The organism is uncultured Gilvimarinus sp. (assembly GCF_963975215.1).
Lineage (GTDB): Bacteria > Pseudomonadota > Gammaproteobacteria > Pseudomonadales > Cellvibrionaceae > Gilvimarinus.
Genome location: NZ_CAXBFW010000006.1, coordinates 153257 through 173232 on the forward strand (window position 1 = coordinate 153257; position 19976 = coordinate 173232).

Annotated in this window: 24 protein-coding genes; 5 read left to right on the plus strand and 19 right to left on the minus strand. The window is 51.3% G+C overall.

The features are described from left to right. Positions 1 to 222: 222 nt before the first annotated feature. The 3 genes from AAC019_RS06665 to AAC019_RS06675 are packed head-to-tail and all read right to left on the minus strand — an operon-like array spanning position 223 to position 4527. Positions 223 to 3141 carry an insulinase family protein gene (locus AAC019_RS06665; RefSeq protein ID WP_339897865.1) on the minus strand — a complete coding sequence of 973 codons (2919 nt, stop codon included), beginning with the start codon at positions 3139 to 3141 and terminating at the stop codon, positions 223 to 225. Beyond that, on the minus strand, positions 3141 to 4238 hold the full coding sequence (locus AAC019_RS06670) for an AI-2E family transporter (protein ID WP_339897866.1): 1098 nt from the start codon (positions 4236 to 4238) through the stop codon (positions 3141 to 3143). The genes AAC019_RS06665 and AAC019_RS06670 overlap by 1 nt, the downstream gene beginning before the upstream one ends. A gap of 25 nt (positions 4239 to 4263) precedes the next feature. Beyond that, complete coding sequence (locus AAC019_RS06675) at positions 4264 to 4527, minus strand: sulfurtransferase TusA family protein (protein ID WP_339897867.1); 264 nt, start codon at positions 4525 to 4527, stop codon at positions 4264 to 4266. A 207-nt stretch (positions 4528 to 4734) separates the two neighbouring features. On the opposite strand from AAC019_RS06675, the gene AAC019_RS06680 reads away from it, so the two are divergent. Continuing rightward, complete coding sequence (locus tag AAC019_RS06680; RefSeq protein ID WP_339897868.1) at positions 4735 to 6168, plus strand: M48 family metalloprotease; 1434 nt, start codon at positions 4735 to 4737, stop codon at positions 6166 to 6168. Between the two features lie 30 nt (positions 6169 to 6198). Here AAC019_RS06680 and AAC019_RS06685 read toward each other — a convergent pair whose 3' ends face one another. Genes AAC019_RS06685 through AAC019_RS06695 form a run of 3 tightly spaced genes read right to left on the minus strand, consistent with a single transcriptional unit; the run spans position 6199 to position 8025 of the window. Further along, complete coding sequence (locus AAC019_RS06685) at positions 6199 to 6438, minus strand: SlyX family protein (protein WP_339897869.1); 240 nt, start codon at positions 6436 to 6438, stop codon at positions 6199 to 6201. A 33-nt stretch (positions 6439 to 6471) separates the two neighbouring features. After that, positions 6472 to 7647, minus strand: a complete 1176-nt coding sequence (locus AAC019_RS06690) for a serine hydrolase domain-containing protein (RefSeq protein WP_339897870.1) — start codon at positions 7645 to 7647, stop codon at positions 6472 to 6474. A gap of 33 nt (positions 7648 to 7680) precedes the next feature. Then, complete coding sequence (locus AAC019_RS06695) at positions 7681 to 8025, minus strand: cytochrome c (protein WP_339897871.1); 345 nt, start codon at positions 8023 to 8025, stop codon at positions 7681 to 7683. 109 nt (positions 8026 to 8134) lie between these two features. On the opposite strand from AAC019_RS06695, the gene yciH reads away from it, so the two are divergent. After that, positions 8135 to 8458 carry a stress response translation initiation inhibitor YciH gene (gene yciH / locus AAC019_RS06700; protein ID WP_339897872.1) on the plus strand — a complete coding sequence of 108 codons (324 nt, stop codon included), beginning with the start codon at positions 8135 to 8137 and terminating at the stop codon, positions 8456 to 8458. 86 nt (positions 8459 to 8544) lie between these two features. After that, entirely contained in the window at positions 8545 to 9081 is a 537-nt protein-coding gene (locus AAC019_RS06705) for an energy transducer TonB (RefSeq protein WP_339897873.1), read from the plus strand. A 68-nt stretch (positions 9082 to 9149) separates the two neighbouring features. On the opposite strand, the gene AAC019_RS06710 is transcribed toward AAC019_RS06705, so the two are convergent. The 3 genes from AAC019_RS06710 to AAC019_RS06720 all read right to left on the minus strand — a co-directional run bounded on the left by AAC019_RS06710 (position 9150) and on the right by AAC019_RS06720 (position 10945). Further along, the gene (locus tag AAC019_RS06710) at positions 9150 to 10097 is read right to left on the minus strand and encodes an acetyl-CoA carboxylase carboxyltransferase subunit alpha (RefSeq protein WP_041524760.1); all 948 of its coding nucleotides are present in this window, start codon (positions 10095 to 10097) and stop codon (positions 9150 to 9152) included. 315 nt (positions 10098 to 10412) lie between these two features. Beyond that, entirely contained in the window at positions 10413 to 10736 is a 324-nt protein-coding gene (locus tag AAC019_RS06715; RefSeq protein WP_339897874.1) for a TfoX/Sxy family protein, read from the minus strand. A gap of 5 nt (positions 10737 to 10741) precedes the next feature. Beyond that, a complete protein-coding gene (locus AAC019_RS06720) occupies positions 10742 to 10945 on the minus strand; it encodes a hypothetical protein (protein WP_339897875.1) in 204 nt (67 codons plus the stop codon). 350 nt (positions 10946 to 11295) lie between these two features. On the opposite strand from AAC019_RS06720, the gene AAC019_RS06725 reads away from it, so the two are divergent. Next, positions 11296 to 11661, plus strand: a complete 366-nt coding sequence (locus tag AAC019_RS06725; protein WP_339897876.1) for a SirB2 family protein — start codon at positions 11296 to 11298, stop codon at positions 11659 to 11661. Positions 11662 to 11899: 238 nt separating this feature from the next. Continuing rightward, positions 11900 to 12115 (plus strand): helix-turn-helix transcriptional regulator, encoded by a 216-nt coding sequence (locus AAC019_RS06730; protein ID WP_339897877.1) that lies wholly within the window; start codon positions 11900 to 11902, stop codon positions 12113 to 12115. Positions 12116 to 12194: 79 nt separating this feature from the next. On the opposite strand, the gene AAC019_RS06735 is transcribed toward AAC019_RS06730, so the two are convergent. From AAC019_RS06735 to AAC019_RS06780, 10 genes are all read right to left on the minus strand, one after another. Next, a complete protein-coding gene (locus AAC019_RS06735) occupies positions 12195 to 13748 on the minus strand; it encodes an SIR2 family protein (RefSeq protein ID WP_339897878.1) in 1554 nt (517 codons plus the stop codon). A 123-nt stretch (positions 13749 to 13871) separates the two neighbouring features. Continuing rightward, entirely contained in the window at positions 13872 to 14315 is a 444-nt protein-coding gene (locus tag AAC019_RS06740; protein WP_339897879.1) for a hypothetical protein, read from the minus strand. A 328-nt stretch (positions 14316 to 14643) separates the two neighbouring features. Further along, the gene (locus AAC019_RS06745; RefSeq protein ID WP_339897880.1) at positions 14644 to 15609 is read right to left on the minus strand and encodes a site-specific DNA-methyltransferase; all 966 of its coding nucleotides are present in this window, start codon (positions 15607 to 15609) and stop codon (positions 14644 to 14646) included. Between the two features lie 230 nt (positions 15610 to 15839). After that, the gene (locus AAC019_RS06750; protein ID WP_339897881.1) at positions 15840 to 16325 is read right to left on the minus strand and encodes a hypothetical protein; all 486 of its coding nucleotides are present in this window, start codon (positions 16323 to 16325) and stop codon (positions 15840 to 15842) included. Next, entirely contained in the window at positions 16322 to 17308 is a 987-nt protein-coding gene (locus AAC019_RS06755) for a hypothetical protein (RefSeq protein WP_339897882.1), read from the minus strand. The genes AAC019_RS06750 and AAC019_RS06755 overlap by 4 nt, the downstream gene beginning before the upstream one ends. A gap of 134 nt (positions 17309 to 17442) precedes the next feature. After that, positions 17443 to 18168, minus strand: coding sequence for a hypothetical protein (locus AAC019_RS06760; RefSeq protein ID WP_339897883.1), 726 nt, complete (start codon positions 18166 to 18168; stop codon positions 17443 to 17445). Positions 18169 to 18445: 277 nt separating this feature from the next. Then, positions 18446 to 18679 (minus strand): hypothetical protein, encoded by a 234-nt coding sequence (locus AAC019_RS06765; RefSeq protein WP_339897884.1) that lies wholly within the window; start codon positions 18677 to 18679, stop codon positions 18446 to 18448. A 368-nt stretch (positions 18680 to 19047) separates the two neighbouring features. After that, positions 19048 to 19332 carry a BrnA antitoxin family protein gene (locus AAC019_RS06770; RefSeq protein WP_339897885.1) on the minus strand — a complete coding sequence of 95 codons (285 nt, stop codon included), beginning with the start codon at positions 19330 to 19332 and terminating at the stop codon, positions 19048 to 19050. Further along, a complete protein-coding gene (locus AAC019_RS06775; protein WP_339897886.1) occupies positions 19310 to 19585 on the minus strand; it encodes a BrnT family toxin in 276 nt (91 codons plus the stop codon). Before AAC019_RS06775 ends, AAC019_RS06770 begins: the two co-directional genes overlap by 23 nt. A gap of 180 nt (positions 19586 to 19765) precedes the next feature. Further along, on the minus strand, positions 19766 to 19976 hold a 211-nt coding region (locus AAC019_RS06780; RefSeq protein WP_339897887.1), incomplete at its 5' end, for a hypothetical protein.

The following is a 19976-nucleotide window of genomic DNA, read 5'->3' on the forward strand; positions in this document are numbered from 1 at the left end:
CTACCAGTGGCCTCGCCCCATTACGTTGTCGCTATATTAGGGTTAAACGTGGCTATTACCCCAATACTGGGGCCCAAAAATGCGCGAATTTTTACATATTTACGGGATTTTTGCTAGCCCTGCGATATAAGCGGCAACGGACCCTCAAGATCGGTACGCATTTTGCTCAGACAGGACAATTTTCAAACAAAGCAGCCTGACGGCGCCCTGAAATGTAGCACTTTAGGGCAGCACCGGCCCCTCTAGCGGAATCTTTTGCAGGCGCCCCCAATAACCTGAGCGCGCTGGTAACTCGCCGCCGGCGGGTGTAAAACCTGCGCCACCCCCAGTTAGCACCAAAGCGCCCCCCACCTTGCCCGATAGGGCGTTGCGATACGCCTGCGACACTGACGGTTTAGCGCTCGTGAACGCCGCCTTTACCGCCTCATTGGCAACCTGGCCATCGAGCAACACCCGCCACAGCGCCAGGCTCTGCTCGCGCCGGCCCGCGCCGTCATCATTTGTCAGGCGCTGCCCCACCGCGGCTCTGGCAGCATCAAGGCGGCTGTCCGGCCAGCGGCGCGCGAGTTCGCCCGCCACAAAACCGCGCAACGCTTCGGGCGTTATCTCTGGGCTAGAAGAGTATACGACCAAGGCCGGGCGCCCCGCTAACAACCAGTCAAACACGGTAATCTGGGTCTGATCGAGTACTGGTGAAGGCTCGTCGTTTACAGACGGATTCAAACCGTCTTCAACGCCTTTCAGGGGCTCCGCGATCGGCGCAACCACCGGATCGTCAACCTCAGACACCTCGGGCTGGCGCGCTCTGGCAACTGAGTCACGTATAAGCTGCGCCGCCAACTGCAGCTCGGCATAATCGGCGGCACTCGCGCCCTGCCCCTGAAGGTATAAGGCCGCCCCCTCAAAGCCGCCGGAAAACTCGCCCCCGGCGTCGCCCGCCAGCCGACCATAGAGCGAGGCCGGCGGTGCCGCTGCTTTGTCGTCTAACAGATAGTGCTCGCTTAACGCCGCCAGACGCTGCGCCTCCTGACGATACAAATTGCCATAAAACAGCACATTGAGGGCAGCCACCCGATAGTGGTCGTGATTGAAGTCTTTAAGCTGCTCCAGGCTAAGGCCGGCCAACGCCGCAAGCCGCTCGGACCGCGCTTGGCCAGGGCGGTAGTGAAGCCCGATAATTTGCTCACTTAACACCCCCTCTAGCGTAGTCGGGGCAGCATCGCTCAGGCGCTGCGTCAAAATACGCTTGGCGCGCCTAAACCGGCGCTCATCAAGCTCTACAGCATTAACCAACTGCCCAATACGGGTGAGCATCAGCCCCAGCTGTGTGTTGTAACCGTGCACGACGATATCCAGCCCTAGCGCGTGCGCATTAACGCTAAAATCAACCCCTGCCAAGTGCGCCGCGTAGGCTTTTTCATTAAGCTCCTGACGCACCAGCTCGGTCATCAGCTCGGTGGCTGCGGCTTGGGCCGCCTCGCCAGCGGCGGCCGGAATCTCTAACCGGAGCAGCACCGAGGCCACGGGACTGGTTACCTGAGCACGGCTAAACCAGGCGTGAAACCGGGGTTTGTTAAACAGCGCAACCAGCTCGTTAATATCGGCTTTTTGCGCGCTGGGCAGCATCGGCGCTTCTTTGCGGCTTAAGCGCGTCGGGATAAAATTATTGGGCTCGGGAAAATCCAGCTGGCGACGCACCGTGATTTTAATTTCCGGCTGCACATCACTGGAGTGGCTCACCGAATAGGGCGTCAACAGCTCGGGGCTGCGCTGCTCCCCCGCCACCTCGGCGGGCGACGTCAAACTTACCAGCACATTATCGCTGCGCAAAAAATCTAAATAGCGGCGCACCAAGCGCTCATTAAACTCGTTGTAGCGGTACGGGCCGTACAGCACATCCCGAGGCCGGTAATAATGCAGGGCGTGAGCCAATTGCGCCGAGTCGCGCACGGCACTTGCATCCCGATAGCGAAAATCCAGGGCGGCGGCACGCGCCAGCTCTTCGTGACGCCAGGCTCGCACACCCCGCAGGCGGATTTGCTCGATCATATAAAACACCAGAGCAACCACCTGATCTTTGGCCCGCACCCCGAGATCGGTTAAATCGATTCGCACCTCGTACAAGCCATCGTAGCGTGACTGCATGCCCATCCCAGTATCAATGGCGTCCGCCCAGCCCAGCGACCGCAATAGCGCCAGCAGGCTACCCGGGCCGCCGTCAGCCAACAGCCGCGACACCTCCGCGAGCGGTTTATCGGCATAGAGCGCCAGCGGATTGGGTACCGGAAACAACAGCTGCAACTGTGGCGTAGGCGTATCGGCCTGAATCTGTACAGACAAGGGTAAATCTTCGGGCGTAAAAAGCGGCGGATACTCGCTCCCTCGCGCACTGCCCGGCGCACTAAGTGGCAATGACTCGAGAGCGTTGATCACCAGTGCCTGCTGCTGCGCCAGTGGCATACTGGCAACCAACGCTAAGCGTATGCGCTCTGGGGTGTAGAATCGACGATAATTTTTATCCAGCGCCTCAGTAACGGCGGACAAAGGCGCGATACTCGCCGAGCCTCCCTGACGCCGGGCCATAGGATGCTCGGCATTAAACAAGGCGCTATACACGTCATCGCGGCGGTCGGTTAAGGTAGCCCCTAGGCCGGTGCGCATATTGTTAGCCAGCAGGTGCTGCGCCTGCTCAATCGCACCCGCCGAGAAGTCGGCGTCGCCCAACACCTGCGCCACAAACCCCGGCAACAGCGCGGGCAAGTCCGCACTGGCGGTGCTCAGGTGATACTCGGTGTGCTCGGGGTGCACAGTCGCGGCCACCGCCGAATCCCCCGACAATACCAACGCCAACAAACGGTTAAGCCCAGGCAGAGCCGCCGGGTCTTGGTTTGCCCCAGCCAACACGCTCAGGGTCCAGCTCGCCTCAGAGGCATCAGGGTCACTGACCAACAGCACCTGAACACCATTATCGTAGGTCAGTGCACGATACGAGCGAGCATCTTCGGGGCTTTTGATAACCTCTTCGACACGAAAATTCTGGCTCGGTGGCTCAGCCCAAAGCGGAGCAGAAAACGCTGCCAACAACAAAAGCAGCGCCACCGGAACCGAGGCCACCGTGGGTGGCGCGTACCCCACCCCCATTATTGTGGCTCCGGGGTGTCGATGACGGGCGGAACCTCCGGCTCGGCGGCGATACCCATAGGCCAGGCGTAGAGGATAGCCTTTACTAACGTTGCCAGCGGAATGGCAAAAAACACGCCCCAAAAACCCCACAAGCCACCAAACACCAGCACCGCCATAATAATGGCCACCGGGTGTAAGTTAACCGCCTCAGAGAACAGCAGCGGCACCAGGATATTACCGTCTATCCCCTGAATAATGGTGTAGACCAACATCAGGTAGAGAAACTCCGAGCCCCACCCCCACTGAAAGAAGCCAATCATTGCCACGGGAATTGTCACCACGGCCGCGCCAATATAGGGAATCACCACCGACAGCCCTACCGCGATACCCAGCAGCGCCGCGTAATTTAAACCCAACAAGGCAAAAGCAATATATGACACAGCACCCACGATTAAAATCTCGATGGTTTTACCGCGCACATAATTGGCGATTTGCTGATTCATTTCACCCCAGATTTTGGTCATTACCGGACGCTTTCTGGGCAAAAAGCTGGCAATCCAATCGGCAATGAGCGAGCTGTCTTTGAGAAAGAAGAACACCAGAATAGGCACCAACACAAAATACACCAGCACCGTCATCAAAATGGGCAGGCTACTCACAGAAAATGTCAGCACATTTTGCCCCATGCGGCCAAACTCGGCGGTTATAGAGGCAATTAAGTCCTCCACCTGAGCGGGCGACACCAGATTGGGGTAATTTTCAGGCAGCAGTAACAGCACACTTTGCCACTCTCCCAGCATCCTCGGCACCTCGCCAAACAGCCGCGCCGACTGCTGCCAAAGTACCGGTAACACCACGAGCAATACCGAGGCGAGCATCAGGAGCAACAAAACAAACGTAATGCTAACCGCCAGCCAGTGGGGCGCGCCCCACTCGCGCAATCGCACCACCAGGCCCTGCATCAAAAAGGCGATAATAATACTGGCAATCATCGGGGCTAATACCGCCCCCATGGTCAGTATCACCACCAGGCTGACGGCAATAATCACCACCAGCAAAACCGCCTCTTCATCTGAGAAATAGCGATCGACCCAACTGCGTACTATCTTCAGCATGGTTGTTTAACTCTCCGGATGAGCATTACGCCACACCTCCTTTCTCAATCACGTAAACGTACTCATTATCGCGATCAATAAACTCAATCATCTGATGGTTGGCAAGTTGCACGTAGGCATGAAAATCTCTAACGGAGCCGGCATCGGTGGCGCGCACCTCAATGCGCTCTCCCACGGCCAGATCTCGCATGGCTTGCTTGGCTCGCAACAACGGCATGGGGCAGCGCAATTCGCGGGCATCTACCAACACCCTGTGGGAGGGGGAACTGCTCGAATCAATCTTTGTCATACCAACCATCAAGCTCACATCAGCCCCGCCAGCGGCATCGCCGGAGGTGACCCGACATGCTAGTTAACATTGCCCGTGCGCACAAGTAGCACGTTGAGTATTGCGTTTGCAGGCGCGCCCCACCATTAATGATACTATGCCCCCTGATAAATTAACTAAACGCCGCGCTATTGTGCGGCTTACCGTGCCCGAAGAGACTGAGTCACCGTGAATAGAGCATTATCACTCGTGCTATCGCTGCTGCTGGCCTTGCCCTATGCCGGGCGCGCCGACGAGCTAAATCTACCAGATTTTGGGGACACCTCCTCGGGGATCGTTTCCTACCAAGAGGAAAAACGGCTGGGCCAACTCTTTATGCGCAGCTATCGCGCTCAGGTGCCCACCTCTGATGACCCGCTACTGATTACCTACCTGCGCGAGCTTATCGGCCAACTGGCGCAGTATAGCCAGCTCAACAACCGCAATTTTGAGCTGATAGTGGTTGAGAACCCCACCATGAACGCCTTTGCCGCTCCGGGTAACGTGATTGGCGTGCATACCGGGTTGTTTACCTACTCGCAAAACGAGGCGCAGCTGGCCTCGGTACTGACCCACGAACTCGCTCACTTAAGCCAGCGCCACTACGCCCGCCGGCTAGAGCAGCAGCGCAACATGACCATCCCGTTTTACACCGCCCTGCTGGCGAGCTTAGTGCTGGCCGCCAGTGGCAGCGATGGCGGTATGGCCGCAATGGCCGCCACTCAGGCAGCCGCCGCCGATGCTCAACTGCGTTTTAGCCGACAAAACGAGCAAGAGGCCGACCGGCTGGGCATCGACACCCTGATTGATGCCGGCTACGACCCGCACGCGGCCCCCGAGATGTTTGAACAAATGTTGCGCGCCTCGCGCTACTCGCGCCGGCCACCGGACTTTTTGCTGACTCACCCGGTTACCGAGAGCCGGGTAGCCGACGCGCGCTCACGGGCCATGCGTTATCCGCGCGATCGAATGAAGCAGGACTCGCTGGACTTTCAGTTAATGCGAGCCCGGGTAAGAGTGCTGCAGGCCGAAACCGCTCAGCAAGCCATCGGCATATTTCAGTCCGAGCTGGACGGCAACAACACCACCCCCGATGCCAGCCGCTACGGCTTGGCGCTTGCCTACAGCCGCACCGGCGACGCCAAAGAGGCCGCCAAAGCACTCGCACCGCTGCTGCAAAAAGACCCGAACCGGCTGGTGTATCAGGTAATGGATATCGACGTCGACCTGGCCGCTAAAGATTACGATACGGCGCTGGATAAACTGCGCAACGGCCTGCGCCGGCTACCCAACTACTACCCGTTTAATGTGCGCTACGCCGAAGCGTTGATGAACTCGGGCCGCTATCAAAGCGGCGCTGATTTTTTATCGCAGTATGTGCGCAAAGAGTCTGAAGACCCATACATGTGGTACTTGCTGGCCGAGGTGAACGGCCTGGCCGGCGACGTACTAGGCGTGCACGAGGCGCGGGCCGAATATTTTATTCAGGTGGGGATTTACGACCGGGCGATGGTGCAGTTACGCAACGCGTTAAAGCTTGCCAAAAACGACAGCCACCGCTCGGCCATTTTGCAAGAGCGTCTGCGCTATGTAGAGCGCCTGCTGTCCGAGCTGGACTTTTAACTCAGCCAGCTCGCTACGCGGGGTGATAGATCAATAGTGCGGCGGGCGCTCGTCGGCCGCTCCCCCGCCCTGCTCGCGTGCGTACATGGCGTCATCAAACTTTTTGCTCACAGAGCCCAATTGCGCGGCCAGCGCCTGTAGCTGCCGATCCTGCCGCGCGACAATGAGGTTTAACTCATTGATGGTATCTTCCTGAAAGCTCATTCGGCTTTGCAGCTCGATTAGCTCATCCTGCGAAACACAACCCTTTGGAAAATCAGTGTGGGACATCGATAACCTCTATTACAATAAATCCAGCAGCCACTAAAGCGCCAGCGGTGCCAACTCGGCAATTAAACGTTGCGCGCGAGCATCAATTAACAAACTTTGCCCCAAGCGCGCCGTTACATAGGCAAAGCCCAAACCCGACTGCGGATCGGCAAAACCAACACTGCCCCCCGCACCCGGGTGGCCATAACCTTGGGAGCTACCAAATAGGCAATCATCCACCGGCTGCGAGCCCATAAACCCCAAACCAAAGCGCAGTGGCACACCCAGCACTTTATCGCGCTCGGAGGCGCGCGCCTCAGTAAACGCGGCTAACGTAGCCGAGCTTAGCCCTATAGGCTCCCCACCTGAGGCCAGGGCACCGTAAAACCGTGCCAAATCAAGCGCGCTGGCATGGCAGTTTGCAGCAGGTATACAAGCGCTGCGCCACTCGGGCGTGTTGGTCGAATTCATTAGTGTCATGGGGTTGGTAAACGCCCGGTTAACCACTCCGCGCGGGTCGGCCTTCATCAGCCGCCCCAACGCGGCACTGTTAGCACCGGGGCTGGCACTGCCCACATCGCCCAAAGGCTTTTTAAGGGGGCCCACATCGGCAAGCTCGCCCTGCTGTGACTCAGGCACCCCAAAACACGCGTTTAACGACAGCGGCTGCGCCCAGTAGCGCTCAAACAAATCACTGAATGTGCTACCTGTCGCCTGCTGGGCCAGCTCGGCTAAAATCCAGCCGTATAAAAATGGCGAGTAACCCTGGGCGCTGCCGGGTGTCCACCAGGGCTCATCGTACTCCAGCAACGATTTTATTGAGGCCGGGTCGAAGATAACTGGGTCTTTTAACTTGGGGTGAAACGCACTCATGCCGCTGCGATGAGCCAGCACCTGACGCACAGTCACCGACTCTTTACCCTTGCCGCTAAACTCGGGCCAATAGGCACTAATCGGCTGATCCACGTCAATTATGTCGCGCTCAACCAAACTCATAATAACGGCGGCGGCAAGTGGTTTACCGGCCGAGAAAATATTCACCCGGGTGTCTTCGTGCCAGGCGTTTTTTCGCGCTTTATCGCGGGTACCGGCCCAGGCGCTGACCAGCACCTCGTTACCGCGTACCACCGCCAGTGCGGCACCCTCCTCGGCAAAGCGTGAAAAGTTATCGGCAAACGTGGCAATTAACGGCTCGGCCTCGGGTACCCACTGGCCCTGCACTTGACTCATAAACTCTACCTTTTAGCCTCGGAGGCTTAAACGCTACTGGCCCTGCGCGGCAAAATAAGCCGCAAGGTGCTGCATATCGGTATCAGACAAACTCGCCACCATGGCGTTCATCATGGGGTTTTCCCGGCTACCGGATTTAAACGCCCGCAGCTGGGTCACGATATAATCGTATTGTAAACCCGCCAGCGATGGGTAACTGGCCACACGGGACACACCACCGGGCCCATGACAACTCATGCACACCCGCGCCTTGCGCTCACCCAGTGCCACCGGGTCACCGGCTTGCTCCTCGCCCGCCTCCTCTGGCGGCTTACCACAAGCGGTTAACATCAAGCTAAAGGCCACAAATAAAAAGGCATGGATAATCGGTTTAGTCATAGACCACTCATTGGTTGGCTAACACAGAGGCGCATTCTAGCGCCTGTCCCCGGCCAGCGCACGTCGGTTATACTGAGCCGCCGATATACCTGCGACTAAGGAGCACTTCGTGAGCAAAAACAGTCGACTCGTCTACTCCACCGATGGCGGCCGGGTACGCGACGAACCCCAAACCCCGGAAGCACCTAGCGGTGACGGTATTGTCCGCATCCAGCGCTCCAGCAAAGGCCGTGGCGGTAAAACCGTCAGCGTTATCACCGGCGTGCCACTGGCCGGTGCCGAGCTAAAAGCCCTGGCAAAAAAATTAAAGCAGGTGTGCGGTACCGGCGGCGCCATCAAAGACGGCAACATCGAAATTCAGGGCGATCACCGCGAGCCACTCAAGGCAAGCCTCGAGAAGCTCGGCTATGAGGTAAAATTGTCGGGCGGCTGAGCCATACATTCCACCGCTGGCGTAGTTATTGCTTCCTGCCTATTAATGTTTTTAGGCTGACAATTTCCTGACGCTGAGGCAAACCCGTGGACAGCACGATCACCTATCAGATTATCGACACCTCTTTTAAAGTCGCCATTGGCGGCGTTGTTGCTCTGGCCAGCGCCTGGTGGTGGGGCCGACGACAAACCGTTATTGGCCCGCGCAGCCTGCGCGAACAAAAACGTCTGGACGTGTTTGAGGATATCTCAGCCTTTGTGGGCGAGGTGACCCACATGTTCAGTAAATACGCCTCGCTGGCGGCCGAGTCAGTAGAGTTTGGCGAGCGCTGGCCCGCCGAGCGCAAGCAAGAGCTCACCCGCATCACCGAAGAGCTGGTCGAGTCGTTTGGCAAGATGTCCGCCGCCGAGGCCAAACTGCTTATTTTGGGCGAAAAAAACCTGGAGCGCAGCCTGAAGATTTATGCCGGGCAAATCGTCGCGTTTCGGCGCCAGGTATACAGCGGCCGCAAAGACATCACCACCGACCAAATCAATGCGCTTAAACAAGGTGTGCTACAGGCTCGCGAGAGTTTTTACGACATGCTAAGCCGCAAGTACGACCAAACCCTGGCAGGCAATTAACGCTGCTAGCAGACATAAAAAAACCGCCGAAAGGCGGTTTTTTTATGTCTGTAACCTAGGCGAATCGTCTAGTTACCGTAGCTCATTAATCGCTCGTAGCGCTTTTCTAAAAGCTCTTCAGTGGGAATAGCATTAAGCTGATCCAGCTGCTCGCTTAAACGCTGACGCAGGGTATCGGCCATGGCATCGATATTACGGTGCGCGCCACCCAAAGGCTCCGGAATGGTCTCATCGACAATGCCCAGCTCTTCGAGTACCGACGAGGTAACCCCCATCGCCTCGGCCGCTAACGGAGCCTTATCGACGGTCTTCCAGATAATGTTGGCGCAGCCTTCGGGCGAAATCACAAAGTACGTAGCGTATTGCAGCATATTCAAGTGATCGCCCACGCCGATAGCCAATGCACCGCCGGACGAGCCCTCACCGATAACGGTACAAATAATCGGGGTTTTTAAACGCGACATTACCGCCAGATTTTGCGCAATAGCCTCACTAATGCCCCGCTCTTCCGAGTCGATGCCCGGGTAGGCCCCGGGGGTGTCAATAAGGGTTAAAATAGGCAGCTTGAAGCGCTCGGCCATTTCCATCAAACGCAAAGCCTTGCGGTAACCCTCGGGCTTGGGCATACCAAAGTTGCGCTGAACTTTCTCGCTTACACCGCGGCCTTTTTCTTCACCAATCACCATCACTGGCTGGCCGTTTAAGCGGGCAACGCCACCAATAATAGCGCCGTCGTCACCAAAGTGACGGTCGCCATGCAACTCGTCCCAATCGGTAAAAATACGCTTGATGTAGTCAGAGGTATAAGGGCGCTGCGGGTGACGCGCTACCTGTACCACTTGCCAGGACGACAAGTTGGAGTAAATGCTCTCGGTCAGCTTAGTGCTCTTTTCTTTGAGCTTACTGATCTCTTCGTTGATGTTGAGGTCGTTGTCATTGCCGACGAGCTGCAGCTCCTCGATCTTTCCTTCGAGGACGGCAATAGGCTGCTCAAAATCCAAATAGTTCAGGTTCATAATCACTGTAAACATAGAGCGAGGCCCCGGCCGAACCCGAGCACCCGCGAAATTAATTGGGGTTACCAGACTATCAAAACGCCTTAAACCAGGCACGTAAAGCTTACAAACCCGTACAGTAGGCCGAAACAGCAAAACGCCCGACTATTTATTGTAGCGCCTAATTCGCCCCACAAGTCGTTTTAACACCCTGCTAGGTGCTGCATAAGATACGCGAAACTGCCTCGTTCGTCGACCTTTACCCTTATTACCCCGCGTTTTAAAGGCCCTGCCGGCACACGGGCCCAGCCAGACTAAACCCAGACAACGCGCAACTCAGTACTTGGCACGCAAAGCAGCCGAGTAGGCCCAGCGGGCCCACTGCAAAGCCTCTTCCGGGTCATCGAATATCGACTCCGGCGCCTGTCGGTAAGACAAGCGAACGGCGCGCGCCCTTTTTTGATAGGTAAATGGCTCACAGCCAAGCTCATCAAACCAAGGGGCCGTCTGATCATCGGCCTTTAAATACAGCGTATCATCGGCCACCAGCGCAAACATTAGCCCCTCGTGATAAACACCAAAACCACCAAACATTCGCTTAGTGGTAATCACCCCAAAAGGGGCAAACACTTCGTGCAAAAATTCAACAAACTCACTCATAACCGCTACTGTATTTGCTCAAGCTGCTTACGCCGCGCCTCGTCGGCCTTTTTCAGCTCATCTTCGATGCCTTTGGCTTTTTCCAGCGCCTGCACCTGGCTATCGGTATAGGCTTCAAACGCCCCTTTCTCGTCCTCAACACTCACGTCGTCCTGTTGCCCGCAGGCGCTCAGTACGAGCAAGCAAGCGACTATCATCCACCCTTTCATGGCTCACCTCTTATTAGATGCCTCGATGACCAAAAACAATCACCCAGTGCGTGGTCTTACCCGGGTTACCCCGCCAAAACATCAAGCTTAACCGATCAGCTACACCTAGGCACCACCTTAAGCCAACCACCACCGTTTATGCACGACTCGCTCTACCGGTTAGCGCCTTGCCGCACTTGCCCACGCCGAATGCTTTATCCGTGGCTCCGATACCTGTAATCTTACCCCTGCATATCGCCTTAAGGCAGCCTTGTCGCACCGGCCACTTACCCTGCCGTACCCGACACGGCCCGCCGGCGAATATACGCCTAATAACAACTCCATACTTAACGACTCAGGTTGCAAAATTTATGAGCTATATGGCCCTCAAGCACAGCCACTTAATGCTGGTAGTACTGTCTATTGCACTCTTTTCCCTGCGCTTTTTTGCCCGCGAGGCTGGTGCACGCTTTGTACAGGCAAAGTTTTTTAAGATTGCTCCCCACATCATCGACACCTGCCTTCTGCTAAGCGGTTTTGCCCTGATGTTTACCGTGGGTTACTCGCTCTGGCCCATAAACTGGCTCAGCATCAAATTACTGCTGGTCATCGCCTATATCATCACCGGGGTGATTGCCATGAAGTCCGTCAGCAAAACAAAGCGCCGCACCGCAGGGGCCTTAGCCTTTGTGTGGATTTTGGGGATTTTACACCTGGCGATGAGCAAGAGCTTTTAAACACTCTGGAGCGACATTAATACGCAGGTGAACGCCTCGTTTTGTCGCTCCAGTGCGCATTGCGCCAATTTAAGCTCGCGTGTGGATGTGCTCGATAAATGGCAGTATCCGAGCGCTTGTTTTTATTACGCGCTGGCAAACCCCAACACCGGCATCATTGTACGTAACTTAAAACTAGGTACTAAGCCCTACCAGCCTGCGGACAATAGCGCCAATACCTTTACGTTGGATAACAACCATGTCAGAACTAAAAAAGCTGTTTGGCCAGAATGTGGCCAACAGACGGAAGGAGTTGGGGTTAAGCCAGGAGGCGCTCGCCGAGGCCACCGGCGTAACCGTGGAGACGATCAGCCATATCGAGCGGGGTATTCATGGGCCAAGGTTTGGGTTGATTGAGAAGCTTGAGAAGGTGTTGGATGCTAAGGCGGAGAGTTTTTTTAGAAATAATAGTTAACGCTGCCAACACGCGCGGCTCTGTAATGAAGCCGAAGACGCAACGGAAAAGCCGTCGCGGTGCTTGGCATTGTTAAACGCTACCATCCCCACCTCAACCTGTCATACAGCGCTGCCAACTTTCTAAAATTACTTGCGTAGCTTGAATTTTCGGATTGAATTTTCTCCATGTTGGAAACCAGGAAATCTCTAAGAATATCCAAATCAATTTTTTCTTTTGGAATAAAGGGTATGTATGCTGATGCGTTTTCTGGAGTGCACAGACTGATAACTTCCTGAAGAGTTTTGTGTCTGTAATTTCTGAAGAAGGCTTTCGAGTACATTTTCACACGGTAATCTTTCAAGTCTTTGCAGACCACCTTATCAAGGCCTATGCCTGAATCACGATATTGATCGTAATTTTCTATACCAATACTATTGAGATATTTGAACACGGGCACATAAGGCGTGTTTCTACAGGCTCTATGTAAAACATTATCGACGATCTGTCGAGCGTCATAGCCTTTATTGTCTAGTAGTATATCTTCAATTAACTCTTCAGTTCTTATGGCAGCATAACCGATTGGGGCTGGGCCGACGTTTTCTCTGCTTGCTACGCCCACCCCGACTAAGAACTCGACATCTTCCTTAGAGTCAATTTCGTCTATATCCACAACACAAATCTTCTTTTCAGGCTCGGAAGATTGGACCAACTCATAGAGCTGCTCTTTACAATACCTTAAAACTCTCGCAGGAATTTTTCTCTTAGTTGCATCTATGGCCAGATAAACGTCTATAAAATTGTTGGTTTTTACTAAAACCAGTGGAATCTGGATGCCATCTATCGTCAGATAGGTATCTGAGATGTTGGGTTCTTCTTCATCGGATGGGAGCTGTATGAATATTAAATTTTTTCTTAATTGCTCTATTTTGTCTTTCCCTATGCAGGACGCAATTCCCCTCAAAAGACTGCTAATATTTTCGTCAGAAATAGAGTACCCGATAAAAACTATTGGGTGTTCCACAAAAAGTGTGATTAACTTTGCTGCCAGGTATGTATTTTTTTCATTGAACTCTTCATAGTCTGAGCTTGTCATTACCATGGATGATGGAACGGTTGAGCAACCATGAATTTTGTATATCTCCCCAATTTCTTGCGGGTTCGAAAACAACAACTCTTCCTGCCCAATGTATGTTCTATGCTCCGGAAAAAGTTGCTCAATAAACATGTCCCAGTTTGTAGTTATGACACCATCAACATTGAGCCCAGACAACAACTCCACTTCATCTCTGAATGCTGAGTCCATTGCTTTAGATTGATCTAATGTAGAAAGGTAATTGCTAATCTCAATACGCAATGCAGAAGTTTCATCTCTAACCTTGGATTTGAATCTTTCTACGCTTTTTTCATACTCTGGAGCTTTCCACCAATATTCGTTGAAGTCCTTAGCTAACAGTGCCGCCACTGTTGGATAATGGCCATTCGCGGAGGCAAGATAGTACTCGAATGGCTTACCAGCGACGCAGAATCTTTCAAGAAGACCTCGCCAATCATCAAGGCCAAGATAACGCCGAGAAAATCCAGAGCCTAGAAATAGAAAGGGGCCAGCCATTCTTGATCGAAAAATTTCAATTAACTTTTCTTGTATGTCCATCTAAATTCCATATCTAGATCATGTGCGAATTACGTTTAACGCCGCCAATACGGGCCGAGCGACAGCGAGGTCCAGCCCACGCGTTTTTTGCGTGGGCAAACGTGCTTGGCTTTGTTATCCGTTTTACGCACAGTTCTCTACCAAGCTTTTCGCTTTTTCCCACAATTCATTGGCATTATCCACCCTGAAGTGAACGTCTTCGGCGCCACCACCAGCGCCATGGGAAATTTCCCAGTACGTGGCGGTTGGGTTTGTGCCAAATACAGCGCTACCGTCCTCTGAGATTGTTGGAGCATTTTTTTCTGGGTCCCAGCCTCCAAAAAAATACTGCTTACAAGGATGGTTTCCAAAATCATCGATTTTCGAAAGAGGTAATACTGCGATTAATAAGGAGTGACTACCACCACATTCTGAGTGGCCACAATCAAATGATACGCGAAAATCTGGTGCCCAATTCTCAACCGGCTCAGGATTAACACTCCACCGCCAGCCCGCCAAATCAAAAAAAGCTGCCCAAGTAGCTTCAAGCTCCGTTCTAAAAACTAAACTGTTGTACTTTGCTGACATTTTTGCTCCTGATTAGATTGAACGGATAACAGTGTATTAGGCGGAATTTCGTTTATACAACATGTATTTACGTCTCATTTTTACCTATTATTTCGTCAAAAGCCTATCAACTCAACGGTTTATGACATCTTTTTGAAAGTTTTATCATCGTGAAAAAGAAGCCGCTGTGTTTAAAGAGCCTTCAAGGGGGCTCTTATGCACTCACCAATGAACAAAAACTGTTTTAGTTTCAGATGGTTACAATGAAGGACGAGGAATTATAGAGCTCTTTCCTTTCGGTTCTCATAAGACCTCGCCCTTGCTTTTCACTACACCGCTTTGGTGCGAATTATCCCCCTCTGACGTATTCAGCGAAATGGCGATGAAGTATTTTGTCTTTTTCGATACCGACAAAACGTCTATCCAACGCTAAACACGCCTTGCCTGTCGAACCGGAACCCATAAACGCATCTAACACCACTTGGCCGGGTTTGCTGCTGGTGTTGATGATGTGCTCGAGTAACGCTTGGGGTTTCTCGCACGGGTGTTTACCAGGGTAATGCTGCACCACGTCAAAGTGCCACACATCGGTATAAGGCACCTCTTTGGTTACGGTAAAGGGCCGGCGTGCATCGCGGTAGGCGCGCTTTAGTTTGTTGTACTGGGTGCGTAATTGGCGGTGGCTGCGTTTTACTTTGTGGTAGTCGCCCTGGGCACCAAAGGCGTCCATTAGCTTGACGTAATTGGCCTCGCTGGGCAGCGCAAATTGCGAGGTGGTAAAGTAGTGGCTGGCGGTGCTTACGCCGCACAGCTCGACACATTCTTTAACAGTGAGTCCAGCGGCCAAGCGCTGTTTGTTTAAGCGGTTAACAATGGGCTGGTAAACGTGTTCGGCTTTGCGTGCGCCGGCGCTCTCCACCTTACTGCCCTGCTCTTTTTGCTCGGCAAAAATAATGCGCTCGGTTTGGGGGAAGTATTTTGTTAGCCCCTCCTTTCGGGCAACCTTGTGCCGGCCAGCGTTTTTTACCCATACAATATGGTTAAGTACATCAAAGCGTTCGCCCACCAGCAGCTCAAGCTTTGCCGCCATGTAAGGGCCGGCAAACCAGTACAGGCTACCGCTGGGTTTTAATACGCGCTGTAGCTCGGCCAACACCTGGTCACACCAGGCTAAAAAATCGGCTTCGGTTTTCCATTGGTTGTCCCAAGCATCTTGTTTAACGCGATAATAAGGCGGGTCAGTTACGATTAAATCAACAGAATTGGTTTTTAAGGTGGGAATTATAGAAAGGCAGTCGCCGTGTAAAAGCTGCATGTGTAAGAGTCCTAGTTAATAGATACTCCCACACATGCCCATTATAGATAACTGGAAAATAACGAACAGGTATTTTATCTACGGGGTAGTGGTAAACGAATGTTTCAATTTGAACATCAAGCTCACCTGAAAATATTGTGGGGAGCTTTTTTTCGTAAAATGGAGCTACGCGACATGCACAAACACGAACGTAGCAACATTTGCAAGGTGTAGCTTTTTGTTATCGCGCACTAGTCGTTAATACCTTCTTTCTTTCTACGCTCCTCGATTTCGTGCTCTATTCTTTCTTGCTGCAACTCAATAAGTGCCCTTGGGAGCTTAAAAGACAGAAAGCAAGATATTGATGCGAAAAACATATATACGTACTCCAATCCGACTTGAATGCTAGGGTATTTATTTTTAATTAAGATTGATGAAAATATCAAAAACAATGTAATAAGATAGAACTTAAACAACCATTTATGCCGAATTAATCTATTATAGGTTAAATCACTTCCTAACCTCGCCACCTGCCACCCCCCAGAAGGCAACGACTTAGGATCACCAACTAACGTGATAACGGCGACTAGAAAACCGGCCAAAATAGAAAACACTGTTACAATTACGTTGATCGCCTCGCTGTTTCCATGAACTAGCGGCTGGCAAAAATAGGAACCCAGCGCACCCCACAGAAGCAAGCACGCAGCAAGCTTAATTTTTTCTTTGTCAATATTCATTTGCTAAATACGCCATCAGCGGCTAACCGATCATGATATTCTTTTAGTTTTTTCCATGCAGAAGACTGACTTAATGATTTACCCAAGACGTCAACGCGAAATGAATCAGAAACACGAATTTCGTCAGACGTAATTTTATTCCCTGCATTGGTAACAATGGTAAAACCATTTTCATTTTCACTTTCAGATTCGAACTCCGAAATTATTTGTTCCGCAGTTCTTTCTAACCTCTTTTTTCCAGAGACACCGAATTCGGGATCTTTTTGATGACTACGAGCGGCTCTACCATCATACTTCAGGGATACACCAACGTTTACATTTTCTTTTTCCTTAATTTCATTTAAATCTTTGTCCTTCCCAAAAATAGCAATAACCTGATCAGCGATAGCTTTTTTAATGCTAGACACTTTTGGATTATTACGATTCAAATGAATTAAGCTTGCCTCATAAAGAGATGTATTTAGGTCAATCTCCTTTACTCCCTCCTCTTTTATCATTCTAAGCTTATTGGTTTTAGCAACCTTATCTAATTCAAATGTTTTAGCGATATCTTTTTTATCGACAGCCCTCAAGATATTCAAAATATAGGTTTCAGCCACTTGCTCTCTAATGCCAGATGGGCACAAAATAACGTGATTACCTTTAATGTAGACAAAAACATCACCGTCGATATAGTCCTTGCCGTCTGGGGCAGCTTGCGCGGACACCGTCGATTGTTTCGAGCGCTTGCTTTTATCTATTATCGAAGTCGACTCATCCGGTACGTAGGATGCAATCTGTAGATAAAGACCGTTATCCACCTTAAATGCCGCTCCTGTAATTTCAGCTCCTGAGCCCACAGAAAAACTTCTCTTTCCCACGGTTCCCAGCTGCTCATGCGCATCAACCAGAATATCTTCTAATGTTATTTTTTCTTGAGCACTCCATTTAGCACGACGGTAATAAAATTTCTTATTCTTTTGCACTACCCTTTTCGAAACCATTCCTAACTCCTAAGTCATGGTGAATTATGTGAATTTGTGTATAACGTTTTGCTAAGCCGACCACCGTAGTGGCACATTTTTGCGCGAGCCTATACAAAAATGTACCGAAGAGGTGGTTCGGTTTTAGCTGATTGTTAGCCACTAAATTTTCCGATCTCTTTTTCAATACGAGTGCCATTTTTTACATCAAGATAGACGAGCTTTGCTTCCTTTCTCGGTATTTTCAAAAATTCAACAATACATGATATTTGTTTATCTTTTGAGTTTATATATTTTGTAATCTTAGTGTTCATTTGCTTGGCTTTCTGAAGAAACCCTTGTTTCTTTATCACACTCTCAGCCATTGAGACGATCTCAGGATTATTTACTAAATTAGCTACCGTGAGATACCCTAATAAACAGCACTTTCGAATTGCGAACTTATTCATAATTAATGGATTAAATCTCTCCCAGTTACGAAGGCTTGTGTTATTCCAGTGTGAGTATGGTTCAAACCCATACTGCGATTCCTCAGGAACAATAACTAAATGTTCAAGAGCGTTTTCTATACTACTTGTCACTTGGATATTACTACCATTTGGATCGCTAACGGGAAGTATTTGAGGAACCTGGCGCACCCAATATCTATGAATATGCAACAATTCATGAGTAAACGCATGTGTATCTATTTGGTTACCTCTATATAGAATCCTTGCGCTCACCTCATTAACGTTACAGGCTAAACCATTTGGGTTGGGGTCTGTTTTACTCATAGGGTACGGATTAGGTAGGACTTCTATATTGCGTCCTGAATATTCTTCTATTTCACGAACAAGCAAAGATGCTTTTTCAGGTAGTTGACCAAGGTAAGCATTTTTCATTATTTTCTCGTGGCTAACAGTTTATTAGGCGGAATTTCGTTTATACAACATAAATTCACGCCTCTCTTTATATATTATCTCTTCAAAATCTTATCAAACTCAATGAATTATGACCTTGTTATATACATGTTTTCACTGTGAACAAAAAACCATTGTGTTTAACGAGCCCTCAACTAGTCTTCTATGCGCTCAACACCAGACAATCCTCATTAATTTCAAATAGTTACAGCTTCCCCAGTCATATTTCTTAGCGTATCGTATTTCTTTTTTACCGTAGCTACATTTCACTATCCAAAACACTCCAGCTATCGCTAACCGGCTCGTTTTGAAGCTCCATGTAATACTTGGTTCGGATGGTGGCGCCAAATGAGTTTTGCGAATCAACGTAAGCCCACACCTTGTGCCTACAGTCACCCTGATAGTTGACGGTGACGTCGCTGCCATTCATGGGGGGGGGGAAATCGGCGGTAGAGGGTGATTTTAATTGCTTTTTCACATAAAGGTGTGACATGACATAGGCCATGACTTTGTTCTCGCATCGGGCTTTAATATCCTGGGCTTGTTCATCTGGCGTTTTTGGCTCGCTGGGAGAGCTACAGTAGGCCACACCCACGGCAATTAAGATGATGATAAAAAGGCAGCCTACGGCGTTTTCAGTTGCGCTAACGGCGGGATTTTTAACCCAGCAATGAGGCAGGTTTTGGCTTTAACAGAGACTTCTTTGCATTCTTTGCAGGGTTTTAGAGCCATGATGGCGAGTCCTTTTTGTTTATATGTTGGCCGCACCACAGGTATGGGTGCGATGCCCTATCCGGGCACCGTTAATACTATTACAGAATACTTAACAATGTAAATTTATACGCCACGGGCGTAGGTAGACTACAGGTGGTGCAGTTTTTTAAGGTCGTTATCCAGCCGGGTTTGCCAGCCTTTGCCGGTGCTGCGGTAGTGGGTTAGCACCACCTCGGATAAACGCAAGCTTACCTGGGCTTTGGTGGGTGCTTTTTGTGGGCCCCGGGTTTTGGGCTTTAGCATTTGCGCGGCCAGTTTTTTGGGGAATATTTCTGGCAGCACATCGCTGGCCGGGCGGGCGCGGGCAAATTCAGCCTCAGTCCACTCGGGGTTGTCGTGGTCTATCATTTCAGGGTTGGGTTGCTTGCTCATAGCGTGTTACCTCCCGCTTGTTGGCTTTGCGAAAACTGATCACCCGAATGCCACCAGGCACGGGCGAGAATACGAGCATGTGAACACGGCCAGCCACTAAGCCTAATGCCTGAAAGCGCCGCTCAGTGTAGGCGTGGCGGGTATCTTCTATGATGCTGGCACCACTAAAATCAAACTCGGCTGCACGGTCAAAAGGTAAACCGCGCTGGCGTATGTTTTGGTCATTTTTGGCGGTGTCGTATTTTATGATCACAACTATATTGTAATGACAATATAGTTTATTAGCAAGGCAATAATCGGGACGAAGGCTCCGCCCCGGGGCGGGCAAATTTAAACGTTCAAGCGGTTGCTAATATCTTCCAGAATGTTGCTTAGCCCATAACGGCGAGGGCTTCTAGCGAGAGGTATCCGGGGTTTTGGCCTAGTAAGGCGTTTAAAAAGGCCAGGCTTTGCTGGGCTTGGTCGCGGGCGTGCTGGGTGGCTGTTCATTCACCCAGAAACAAGTCTGGTCAAACCTGCGGACTCTTACGCCTAAGCACAGACAGGTACGAACCGCCAATAAATGATAATAGCTAATCAGAGAGAATAAAATGGGTCGCTCCTGCGCTTCCTGCGCCCGCGACATTAATACGTCCCTGTACGTC